Here is an 11,926-nt window from a genome sequence, read left to right as displayed (position 1 = left end):
AAGGCCATCAAGGTCAAGAGCCGGGGCTTCCGCAACAAGCAGCGATTTGCAAATGCCATCTACTTCCATCTGGGAGGCCTCGACCTCTACCCTGCAGGGGCTCGATGAACGGCGCTACCCACACGAACAATCGTAGAGCCTCTTGTTCTATACCGACGCCAGTCACGTTTGAACGACCTCCCTCTGTAATAAGCACTGACGCAATGCCAGTGTTCGTTGTGTCGCCGGAAACGATGACTGCTGATACGGATATTGACTCTTGAATAGCATCTGGAGCCAAGATGGCCAATCGGGCAACTCCTTCAATAGCATATTCTTCTATTAACCATCCACGACTTCTGAGGGCATTGAGTCCATCGAATCCAATCACGGCATCGCCATCAGTGGTCATCTCAAGCAAAAATGATTGAGCGCCCATCGGGTTGATGTCGATGCTTATATGTCCAGTTGAGTTACGAATTGTGAGACTCGGTTCAGTAAGGTCGGGCAAAAGGAATGGTTCACCCGAACAGCCTGATTCTACAGGAAAACAAGATATCGTACCGACTATATGTCGCAGTACAAGAACGGCGTCCGTAAGACTCACTTGCTGATCACCATTGACATCGGCACACGTTGGGCAAGACAGAATCGGATTGGCACCGGTCACAGCGCGTAAAATTGATACCGCGTCGCTCACGTTAACTACTCCATCACCCGAAGCGTCACCAAAACCGACAACGTCGATGGTTCCTGCATTCAGTTCCAGCGAGATCTCGGATTCAGAGAACGATGCAGCGCTCAACTCAACTAACGAGGGTGAACCTGTTTGGGTCTTGCACGTGCCCGAAAGCGTGATGAGGGTGCCACCGCCGATTATCTGAGCAGATCCAGCTGCAGCAATTCGTAGTTCCCCTGGTTTGGAGGTGTTGGTTTCAACAATCATCTCTGATGAAAGCGTTCCACCCGTAATAGTCCCATCAAGTGTGACTATTGCTGGGTTGAAGTTCACACTGAACTGATAGCCTGCAACACCTAGGCTGGACAGATCGCTGGAGAAGATGTGAATGGATACGGGCCCTTCGGGCTGACAGGTGGCAGAGGATACTGTTAGGGTCGCCGCGCCACCAAGTCGGTACAACTCGTAGGCGTCAAGATTGCTGAGGGCTCTGTTGTACAAGCGAACATCGTCAATACTGCCATGGAACCAGTAAATACCACCACCGGAACGTCTGCCCAGAACTAGCGCATTAGAAGAAGTGCCCACGCTTCCTGATCGGAGTTCTTCCCGCATGGTCTGAGGAATGCCGTTCAAGTATACTGCCATGCCCCGTCCATCGTATGTCGCCATGACATGAACCCATGTGTCGGTCGCTACGGTCGGGTCGGAGACAGCAAATATATTCTGATTTCCGATTTTTGACGCAGCTGCAAAAGCCGGACCCTGGGCTCCTCCGAGTGCCATCAGTTCATAGCCGCCTGCCCAGCCATCAGCGTTTATTTTGGAAATCACGGGATGTTGCTCGATGGCCTGTCCCGTCACGAACGACGACACAGAGACCCATGCGGAGACGGCAAAGGGTTCGGTGAAGGAAATAGCTGTTGTTGACGGGATTTCGACGAAGTCGTCTCCGTCAAATGCAAGAGCAGAATTTGCCTTTCCGAATCGGTTGGTTGTCTCGACTGCTCCAGAAACGATCCCGTGGTTCATGCTGGAGGTGTTATCGGTTGCGGAGCCATCTAGTGGATAGTGTGCAACCAGTCCGTCGGTCAGATCTACTGTATCTGTATCTGCGGAGATCACACACAAGTCATCAAATAGGCCTGATGAGACGGCACCGAGCCTGACGCGGCCAGACGACAGATCTGAAGGGACTAACGATTCGAGTCTGATCACCCCATCGATCGATAGAATAATAGCAGCTCCGGTTACTTCGACTTCAATTTCAATCCACTGACCGATTCCGAAACCGGCGTTTTGTGCAGATGCTAATTCTATGCCTGCACCCGTCGTCATGGATAGTCCTGGGTTGTCGCTCCCGTTCGGTCTCAGCGAGAAGCCGATGTTGTGGCCATCATTCCAAGCACTGTCGCCGGAATGGAGCGATATCTGGAGGTCGGCAATTCCGTCCAAGGTTTTGCCAGCGACGCGCACCGTCCCCTGGGAAAAGGCGACACCTTCCGGATAGAAGTTGTGGAACGGACCATCAGTATGCCGCAAGGACACCGATCCGTTGCCACGATAGGAGTCAGAGGAAAGTTGTATAGTTCCATTTTCGACGTGAAAATCAGAGAGAGTTCCACTCTCGAAGTCATAGCATGTGGATTGGGCTACGGCTGTGGAGACACAGGCAGACAAAAGTAGAGCAGAGATAATGGAGCGCATATTGATGATTCGGACAGTTATAATGGGATGGCCCAGAATAGCTGAACTGTCACCGTTTCATAAAAAATGATTCAGAACTCATTGGATTTCGTATCTGCAAACAGCCATTCAGCCCGTTTATTGCTGATTTACGTACTACTCCAGTTCGGCGGGGCAGTATGGAACTATGAGGTGCTATCGCAGCCTGTCGTGCCGCTAGGCACGGAAGTGACCGAAGTCGGGGCGTATAGGGAGCTATCCTTGTTCATTGCAGCCGGCGACCTAATTATCTTCGACAGTGATTCAAGACAATGGACCGGTCACGATCTTTCGATTCCGAACGGGTATTTGTCCGAGAATGCCCACCCCGCGTGGTACAGTTCGGCTGTCAATCTATCAACGGATGAAATCTGGCTCTGGGATCGTAGCGTTGGTGCCACCGTCAAGGTTCTTGTTTCCGATTCCCTTTACGTTGATTTTCGCCCAAGGAGGTCGAGCCAAACCCAGTTTGAGCACGCAGGAGGCTTGAACCCCCATACGGGTTCTCCAATCGCATTCAGCGGCTATGGTTACTACAGAGCAAAGGACTTCGTCGTTGAGTTCGATCCAGAGTTGAATACGTGGCGTGAGATCTCGGTCATTGAAGGTCCCACGCCGTCACCGCGGATGGGTGGCGTGTCTGGTTTTGGCTTCAGTGACAGTCTGTTTGTTGTGGTCGGAGGCAAACAACAAGTTCGGAACTCGAACCCACCGATTTACTCGGATCCTGTTCAAGATGCGTGGGCATTGGATTTGGACAGGAAAAAATGGACTCGTCTTCCATTCGAGCCTTGGTTGGAGTGTCATATTGAATCTACAGCCAGGAATCTGGGTCAACTCCCTGCGGACAGAGCACGATCATCCCTGCTATTCTTGATTACGGAACTCTGTCACGTTCCTTCCGGAAACGTATCATTGATAAACAATGTGGTCGAGTGGCGACCGGCTGATGGGGTACTCCGAAGCATTGGTATTCTCGATCGTATTCCCCAGCCTCAAAAACTGGCACAGTTGCACCATACGGTCGGGCTTGACTCGATTCGTTTAGGTTTTCTCGCAAAGGACTCTTCCGTACCGTTCGTGGACTGGGATTACACGGAGGTGCGCGTACCTCGCGTCGACGACGGTGAATGGCTCAGATTGTCGCCACCGCCTAAAACTCTTGGAAAAACGTGGGTCGTTGTATCTGTCGGTCTACTGTTGCTGATCCCATTTACGACATATGTCTACAAGAAACGCCGCAGGACTAAGACCCACATCTCAGTGAAGCGCGATTCGCTTTACGTGCATGTTGACGACGTAACGTATGTAAATCCAATTCCTCAATATGTACAAGTAGTCTTGTCCGTAGTAGCCGAGCAAGCGACAGATTCAGATCAGATCGACGTCGAACACCTCGACAACATGCTTCTGCAGTGGTATCCGGATCCGGAATCAGCAAGAACTATGAGAAACAAAGCCTTCACAGAGTTGAACGACATAGCGCTTAGACTTACGGGACGCGAGTTCATCCTGAGATCCAGGCGGGAAGACGATGGACGCAGGTTCTACTACCGGGTAGTCGTCCCGGTCAGTTCGTCGGACTGAAACTCACACATCGCCCGGCCTCACACATCCCCCACGCTCCGCGCGTTCGTGATTTCCGGGCCGCGGCGGCCCATGACGACGTCGGCGACGGCCACGACGGGGTCGTGCTCGAACATGAGGGCCCAGCCGCCGGCGATGGCATCGTCCAACAGGCGCGCCTTTTCCTCGATCGTGGTCATGGGCCAGAGGTCGTAGGCCATGTTCCACGCAGGGGACAGGTGCGTGTGGGTAGGCAGGAGGTCGGCGGCGTACAGCATGGACTGCGCATCGTCATGAATCCGCACGCACTGCATGGCGCGGGTGTGGCCGTCGACCGGAATGACTTCAATGCCCGGGAAGAGCTCCATGCGGCCGTCCAGAAGCGCCAATTGCCCGCTGGCGGCAATGGGATCCAGGTTTTCGTCCAGGAAGGAGGCTTTCTCGCGCACGTTGCCCTCCAGGGCCCAGTCCCAGTGCGTCCGCTGCACGTGGAAGGTGGCCTCGGGGAACGCGATTTCAAGCCGGTCTCCACGCCGCACGGTGGACCCGCCACAGTGGTCGAAGTGCAAATGGGTCAGGATCACGTCGGTGACGTCGGCGCGGCCGAAGCCGGCGGCGGCGAGCGAGGTGTCCAGGCTGCCCACGGACAGGTCAACGCCGTAGATGTCGCCGAACTTCTCGTCGAATTTGTCGCCGATTCCGTTGTCAATAAGGATGAGCCGGTCGCCCGTCTCCAGCAGCAGGCATCGGGTGTGGAGCGGGATCCGGTTGCGCGCATCGGCCGGGGTGACCTTCTCCCACAGCGGTTTGGGGACTATGCCGAACATGGCGCCGCCGTCCAGGCCGAATCGTCCGCATTCAATTTCGTGGAGGGTGTACTGTCCTATGCGGGCCATGGTATTTTGGGTCTGGAATTCCGTTCGTGCAACCCATAATCTACGGGCCAGTTTCGACCCCATTTTTGTCACCAGCACCGGCTCTCTTTGCCCACCCCGATTTCATGCTCCACGTCAAGGACACCCACCGCATTTCCACGACCGATCTCGATACGCCGCCCCGCCTGCTCTTGGGCCCGGGGCCGTCGAACGCCCATCCGAGGGTGCTGCGCGCGCTTTCGAACCGCCAGGTAGGGCATCTCGATCCCACCTTCCTGGCCATTATGGGGGAAGTGCAGGAGCTCCTGCGCTACGCGTGGCAGACGGACAACCCGGTGACCATTCCGGTGTCCGGAACGGGCAGCGCCGCCATGGAGGCCGCCGTCGCCAACACGGTTGAGGCCGGGGACAGCGTGGTGATTGGCGTGAACGGATATTTCGGGATGCGCTTGGTGGACATGGCGGGTCGGTACGGCGCCAAGGTGCACCGGATGGATAAGCCGTGGGGTGAGGTTTTTTCGTTTGATGCGCTCGCGGAGGCCGTGGAGCAGCACAAACCCCGCGTGTTGATGCTGGTCCACGCCGAGACCTCGACGGGCGCTCGCCAGCCGCTGGACGGCCTCGGCGAGCTGTGCCGACAGCATGACTGCCTTCTGCTCATCGATACGGTGACCAGTCTCGGCGGCGTTCCGCTGTTCCTGGATGAGTGGGGCGTGGATGTGGCCTATTCGGGCACCCAGAAATGCCTGAGCTGCCCGCCGGGCCTCGGGCCGCTCACGCTCGGACCGCGCGCCATGGAGCGCCTGGCCGCCCGCAAGACCCAGGTGCCCAACTGGTATCTGGACCTGTCGCTGGTGGGCAAGTACTGGGGCAAGGAGCGCACGTATCACCACACGGCGCCCATCAACATGAATTACGGGCTGCGCGAGGCCCTGCGGCTGGTGGCCGAGGAAGGACTCGAAGCGCGCTGGGAGCGCCACGCCCGGAACGCCCGCTTGTTCTGGGACGGGCTGGAAGAGATGGGTCTGTCCTGCCACGTGGCCGAGGACGTCCGCCTGCCGTCGCTGACCACGGTCCGCGTCCCGGACGGCGTGGACTCGGGTGCGGTCGCGCGCGAACTCCTGTCGCGCTACAACATTGAAATCGCGGGCGGCCTCGGTGAGCTCGCCGGCAAGGTGTGGCGCGTGGGGCTCATGGGCTTCAACAGCCGCCCCGAGAACATCCGCTTGCTGCTTTCGGCGCTCAAGGAGGTGCTTTAGGTGGTACAGGAATGTCTCCGCACGCTCGAAGCGCGTCTCCCGGGCCGCGTCCGCGCCGACGAATACAACCGGATGCTGTATGCGACCGATGCGAGCATCTACCGGGAAACACCCCTTGCCGTGGTCATTCCACGGCATACCGACGACATCCAGGCGGTCATGGAAACTGCTGCCGAGTACGGCGTGCCGGTCCTGCCGCGAACGGCAGGCAGCAGCCTGGCCGGGCAGGCCGTGAACCGGGCCATCGTGGTGGACTTCACGACGCACCTGGACGGCATCCTGGAGGTCGACACCGAAAAGCAGACCGCCACGGTCGAGCCCGGCGTCGTGCTGGATACACTGAACCGGCACGTCGCATCGATGGGCCTCCAGTTCGGGCCCGATCCTGCGAGTTCCAACCGGGCGGCCATGGGGGGCATCGTATCGAACAATTCCACCGGCAGCCACTCGATTGCGTATGGCATGACGGCCGACCACGTGCAGGCCATGGATGTGGTCCTGAGCGACGGCAGCCGCGCCCGCTTTTCGGAGGTCGACGCGGCGGCATTTGCCCGCAAGGGGCAGGTGGACGGGCGGGAAGGCGCCATCTACCGCGCCGTCGGGCAGGTGATGGAGGACGGCGCGGACATTATCCAGCGGGATACGCCCCGCCACTGGCGTCGTTGCGGCGGGTACAACCTGGACCGGCTTGCTCCCGATGGGGTGTCCTTCCATGCATCGCCGCCCGCCGGACCGAACCTGGCGTCGCTCGTATGCGGCGCCGAGGGCACGCTGGCCATCATTGAGCGCGTGACGGTGGGGTTGGTGCCGCGGCCGAAGCATACCATGCTGGGCATTGCGCATTTCCGGACGCTTGAGGAAGGACTTGCCGCGGTGGAGGTCATCCTGGAAACGGCCCCCACGGCGGTCGAGCTGCTGGATGAGCTGGGCATGTCCATGTGTCGCCGTCAGCCCATGTGGCGCAAGAAGTTGGAACAGTTCGTGGAAGGCACGCCGGCGTGCGTGTTGATCACCGAGTATTCCGGGGCGACCGAGGCCGAGGTGCGCGCGGGCGTGGCCGGGCTCGAAGCGTACATGAAACAGCGCGGCGTCCCGGTGACGGGCGTGGTGCCCGTCTTGACCGCCGCCGGGCAGCGCGACGTGTGGAGCGTGCGCAAGATGGGGCTGGGCTTCCTCATGAGCGTGCGCGGTGACCACAAGCCCATTCCGTTCATTGAGGATGCGGCCGTGCCCGTGCGGCATCTGTCGGCGTATGTGACGGGCATTGAGCAATTCTGTCGCGGCCTCGGATTCGATGTGGCCTACTACGCGCATGCCAGTGCCGGATGCGTTCACATCCGTCCCATGGTGAACACCAAGGCCGCCGAGGAAATCGCGAAGCTCCCCGAAATCATGCATTTCGCGGTCGAACAGCTGCGCGGCTACGGAGGCGCGCTGTCGTCCGAACACGGTGATGGGCGGGCACGGAGCCCGTTCAACGAAGCCTTCTTCGGGCCGGAATTGTACGGGCTGTACCGCCGCGTGAAGCAGGCGTTCGACCCCGAGGGGCTCATGAACCCCGGGATGGTGGTGGACGCCGCGCCCATGACGACGAGCCTGCGATACGGGGCGGACTACCGGGCGAACGTGCCCGTCCGTACGCATCTGGACTGGTCACGCGACCAGGGCTACGACCAGGCGGTCGAAATGTGCAACGGCGCGGGCGTCTGTCGCAAGCTGGACGTGGGCGCCATGTGCCCGAGTTTCATGGCCACGCGCGAGGAGGAGCACTCCACACGGGGCCGTGCGAACGCGCTGCGGGCCGTCATGTCGGGGGCACTGCCGACGGGCCGCGTGACCGACGAGCGCCTGTACGAGACCATGGACCTGTGCCTGCAGTGCAAGGCGTGCGTGAGCGAATGCCCGTCGTCGGTCGACATGGCCACGCTGAAGGTGGAGTTCCTGGCCGGATACCACGAGAAATACGGTGTGCCGCGGCGTTCCCGGATGTTCGCGGACGCGGCCAAACAGGCACGGCGCTTCAGCGGAATGATGGCCGGTATGGCCAACCGGATGGGCAAAGCCCGGCCGCTGCGGGCGCTCATGGAGCGCACGGTGGGCATAACCGCCGAGCGTGCACTGCCGCCCTTTGCCGCCGAGCCGTTCACCAAATGGTTCGAGAAGAATCGGGGCGGGGCGCTTGGGCCCGGCTCGGCCGGTGGAGATGGCGCACCGCGGGAGCGCGTGGTCCTCTTCAACGATACGTTCAACACCTACCACTATCCCGAAGTCGCGATTGCGGCCACGAAGGTCCTGGAAGCCGCCGGATACGACGTCATCCTGCCCGGCCACGGGTGCTGCGGCCGACCGGCCATTTCAAAGGGACTGGTGGACGAGGCGCGCCGCATGGCCAGCGAAACCCTCGACCGATTGACGCCGCTGGCGCAGGAAGGGTTGACCATCGTGGGCCTGGAGCCGTCGTGCGTGCTGTCGTTCGACGACGAATATCCGGCCTTGCTGCCGGGCGATCCACGAGTGCCGCTGGTGGCGGAGAAGACGCTCCTGTTCGACGATTTCGTGGCGAGGTGTGTTGGCGAAGGGCGGCTTCCGCTGCTGACGGGTTGGAACGGCTCTGGTCCGGGTGACAGGGGGCTGGGAGACATACTTTTGCACGGTCACTGCCACCAGAAGGCCGCCGTCGGGACGGCAGGCACCCATAGGGCTCTCGGCGCACTCAAGGGATGCACCGTCACGGAAGTCGATGCGGGCTGCTGTGGCATGGCCGGCTCGTTCGGCTTCGAAAAAGAACACTACGACCTGTCCATGGCCATCGGCGGCAAACGGCTGTTTCCGGCCGTGAATGCCACGCCGGAGACCACCACCATCGTGGCGCCGGGCGTGAGTTGCCGGCAGCAGATTGCCCACGGCACGGGGCGTCGCGCGTGGCACCCGGCCGAGGTACTGGCGCAGGCCCTGGCGCGCGTTGCGGGGGAAAAGGCTGAAAAAGTGGATAAAACCTCATGACGCATCACATGACGCCGGACGAATTCCGGAAGCAGGGCGCGGCGCTCATCGAATGGATAGCCCGGTACATGGAGGACGTCGAATCGTATCCCGTGAAGAGCCGCCTGGCGCCCGGCGACGTGCGCGCGGCCCTGCCTGCGCATCCGCCGGAAACCGGAGAACCGTTCGAGGCCATGATGGCGGACGTGGACCGGATCATCATGCCGGGCATCACCCACTGGCAATCGCCCGCGTTCCACGCCTATTTCCCGTGCAACGCGTCGGGGCCGGGCATCCTGGGCGAGTTGTTGTCGGCGGGGCTCGGCGTGCAGGGGATGCTGTGGGCCACGAGTCCGGCGTGCACGGAGCTCGAAATCCACGTCCTGGACTGGTGCGCGGACATGCTGGGGCTTCCGGATGCGTTCCGCTCCACCAGCACGGGTGGCGGGGTCATCCAGGATTCGGCGTCCAGTGCCACGCTCTGCGCCATACTGGCGGCGCGGGAGCGGGCGGGCAAGGGAGGGCTCGTCGCCTACACCAGCACCCAGGGCCACTCCTCGGTGCAGAAGGGCGCGCGGATTGCCGGGATTGAGCACGTCCGATTGATTGACGTCGATGCAACCTACGCCATGCGACCCGATGCGCTGGAGGCGGCCATCGCCGCGGACCTTGCCCAGGGATTGCGGCCATTCTTCGTTTCGGCGACGGTCGGGACCACATCGTCGAACGCCATGGATCCGCTGCCCGGGATCGGTGCCGTGGCGCGCGCACACGGGATGTGGATGCACGTGGACGGGGCCATGTCCGGCACGGCGGCCGTCTGCCCGGAATTCCGCTGGATCCTGGACGGGATGGAACGGGCCGACAGTTTCTGTTTCAATCCACACAAGTGGATGTTCACCAACTTTGACTGCGACTGCTTCTGGGTGGCCGACCGGAATGCGCTGGTCTCGGCGCTGGGAATCCTGCCCGAGTACCTGAAGACCGGGGCCGGGGAGGTGCTGGACCTCCGGGACTGGCAGGTTCCGCTGGGCCGCCGCTTCCGCAGCCTGAAACTGTGGTTCGTCATCCGGCACTACGGCGTGGAAGGCATCCGGCACCACATCCGGGAGCATGTCCGCCTGACGCAGGAGTTTGCCGATTGGGCGCAGGCGCATCCGGACTGGGAAGTGCTCGCGCCGCATCCCCTGAATCTGGTCTGCATTGCGCACCGCGACGGGGACGATGCCACGCGCCGCATCCTCGAACGCGTGAATGCGTCGGGCCGGATGTACGTCAGCCACACCGTCCTGGATGGCCGCTACGCCATCCGGATGTGCATTGGCCAGACCCACACCACGCGCGACCATGTGGTCCGGGCGTGGGAGCAGCTTTCGGGCACGGCGGGGGCGTGAACCGGCACAAACGGATAGCACTGGTTCTCGGGCCGGGGCTGGCGCTGATGACCGGCCTGCTCCCGGCACCGGCCGGGCTCGGCGCTGACGGGTGGCTGGCGCTCGGAATCGGGCTCTGGATGGCTCTGTGGTGGATGACCGAGGCAGTGCCCATTCCGGTCACGTCGCTTCTTCCTTTGATCGTTTTCCCGGTTGTGGGGCTGCGGAGCATGGCCGATACGGCCGTTCCATACGCGAATCCGCTGATTTTCCTGTTCATGGGGGGCTTCATCCTGGCGCTGGGCATGGAGCGCTGTCACCTCCACCGCCGGATTGCGCTCGGCATCCTGCGCCGTGTGGGCACGCGCCCGAAGGCCATCCTGTGGGGGTTCATGCTGGCCGCGGCGCTCCTCAGCATGTGGGTTACGAATACGGCCACGACCATGATGATGCTGCCCATCGGACTCTCGGTGGTTGTCCTCGCGCGCGAACACCTTGCGCCGTCAGAAGCCCGGGCTTTCGGAACGGCCCTCATGCTGGCCATTGCCTATGCCGCCACCATCGGCGGGCTCGGGACCCTCATCGGCACCGTCCCGAATGCCCTGGCCGCCGCCTTCATGCAGGATGCGTTCGATGTCCGGATCGGTTTCGGCCAGTGGATGCTGTTCGGTGTACCGCTCATGGTGGTCGGATTGCCGGTCACGTTCTGGGTCCTGACGCGGGTGGCGTTCCGTCTGGACGGCGATGCCATTCCGGGCATGCACACCATGCTGGGGCAGATGATGCGCGAACTGGGCCCCATGACGCGCGATGAACGCTGGGTTTCGGCGGTGTTCGGCGTGGTGGTGGCCCTCTGGCTCGGCCGCCCCTTGCTGTCGGACCTGCTGCCCGGCCTGACCGACACCGGCATCGCCCTCTTCGGCGCCGCCGTCCTGTTCGTGCTTCCGGCGGCCGGGCCCGCGGAGGATGCGCCGTGGTCGGAACGCTTCCTGATGTCCTGGGCGGACGCGAAACGATTGCCGTGGGGCATCCTCGTGCTGTTCGGTGGGGGCCTCTCGCTGGCCGCCGTGCTCAGCGACACGGGGTTCGCGGCGTGGCTGGGCGGGTTGATTTCCTACGTGGGCGCGTGGCCGCTGATTGTGGTCATGCTCGTGGTCACGGCGCTCGTCATCGCGCTCACCGAACTCACGTCGAATACGGCGACCACCGCGGCCTTCCTGCCGGTCATGGCTTCGGTCGCGCTGGGCATTGGCGCCGATCCGTTGCTCCTGGTGGTGCCGGCCACCGTGGCCGCAAGTGCGGCGTTCATGTTGCCGGTGGCCACGCCGCCCAACGCCATCGTCTATGGCAGCGACCTGGTGACCATCCAGGACATGGCGCGGACGGGCGCGTGGCTCAACGCGGCTTTCACCATCATCATCACGGGCGTGGCGTATGTTCTGGTGCGCCTCGTCTTCATCCCGGCTTGAACAGAACGAATTGATTCCT

Annotated in this window: 7 protein-coding genes; 5 read left to right on the top strand and 2 right to left on the bottom strand. The window is 61.5% G+C overall.

Going from position 1 to position 11,926, the window contains the following annotated elements:
* Positions 1-13: 13 nt before the first annotated feature.
* Positions 14-2,200 (bottom strand): LamG-like jellyroll fold domain-containing protein, encoded by a 2,187-nt coding sequence (locus RIE53_10385; GenBank protein MEQ9105096.1) that lies wholly within the window; start codon positions 2,198-2,200, stop codon positions 14-16.
* A gap of 231 nt (positions 2,201-2,431) precedes the next feature.
* Here RIE53_10385 and RIE53_10380 point away from each other — a divergent pair, with 231 nt between their 5' ends.
* Complete coding sequence (locus RIE53_10380) at positions 2,432-3,970, top strand: hypothetical protein (GenBank protein MEQ9105095.1); 1,539 nt, start codon at positions 2,432-2,434, stop codon at positions 3,968-3,970.
* A 20-nt stretch (positions 3,971-3,990) separates the two neighbouring features.
* Here the strand turns inward: RIE53_10380 and RIE53_10375 are convergent, their stop codons facing one another.
* Complete coding sequence (locus RIE53_10375) at positions 3,991-4,845, bottom strand: MBL fold metallo-hydrolase (protein MEQ9105094.1); 855 nt, start codon at positions 4,843-4,845, stop codon at positions 3,991-3,993.
* 104 nt (positions 4,846-4,949) lie between these two features.
* Here RIE53_10375 and RIE53_10370 point away from each other — a divergent pair, with 104 nt between their 5' ends.
* The 4 genes from RIE53_10370 to RIE53_10355 are packed head-to-tail and all read left to right on the top strand — an operon-like array spanning position 4,950 to position 11,907.
* The gene (locus tag RIE53_10370; protein MEQ9105093.1) at positions 4,950-6,083 is read left to right on the top strand and encodes an alanine--glyoxylate aminotransferase family protein; all 1,134 of its coding nucleotides are present in this window, start codon (positions 4,950-4,952) and stop codon (positions 6,081-6,083) included.
* A complete protein-coding gene (locus RIE53_10365; protein MEQ9105092.1) occupies positions 6,084-9,086 on the top strand; it encodes an FAD-linked oxidase C-terminal domain-containing protein in 3,003 nt (1,000 codons plus the stop codon).
* Positions 9,083-10,459 carry a pyridoxal-dependent decarboxylase gene (locus RIE53_10360; protein MEQ9105091.1) on the top strand — a complete coding sequence of 459 codons (1,377 nt, stop codon included), beginning with the start codon at positions 9,083-9,085 and terminating at the stop codon, positions 10,457-10,459. Before RIE53_10365 ends, RIE53_10360 begins: the two co-directional genes overlap by 4 nt.
* Positions 10,426-11,907 (top strand): DASS family sodium-coupled anion symporter, encoded by a 1,482-nt coding sequence (locus RIE53_10355; GenBank protein MEQ9105090.1) that lies wholly within the window; start codon positions 10,426-10,428, stop codon positions 11,905-11,907. Before RIE53_10360 ends, RIE53_10355 begins: the two co-directional genes overlap by 34 nt.
* Positions 11,908-11,926 lie beyond the last annotated feature (19 nt).

The sequence above is a fragment of the Rhodothermales bacterium genome (genome assembly GCA_040221055.1).
GTDB lineage: Bacteria > Bacteroidota > Rhodothermia > Rhodothermales > UBA10348 > 1-14-0-65-60-17.
Note: the sequence above shows the minus strand (reverse complement) of the source record. Positions and strands in the feature narration are given on the sequence as shown.

Coding starts and splice junctions, on each gene's coding strand:
- RIE53_10375 (MEQ9105094.1), bottom strand. CDS start 4,845: ATGGCCCGCATAGGACAGTACACCCTCCACGAAATTGAATGCGGACGA.
- RIE53_10360 (MEQ9105091.1), top strand. CDS start 9,083: ATGACGCATCACATGACGCCGGACGAATTCCGGAAGCAGGGCGCGGCG.
- RIE53_10370 (MEQ9105093.1), top strand. CDS start 4,950: ATGCTCCACGTCAAGGACACCCACCGCATTTCCACGACCGATCTCGAT.
- RIE53_10380 (MEQ9105095.1), top strand. CDS start 2,432: ATGATTCAGAACTCATTGGATTTCGTATCTGCAAACAGCCATTCAGCC.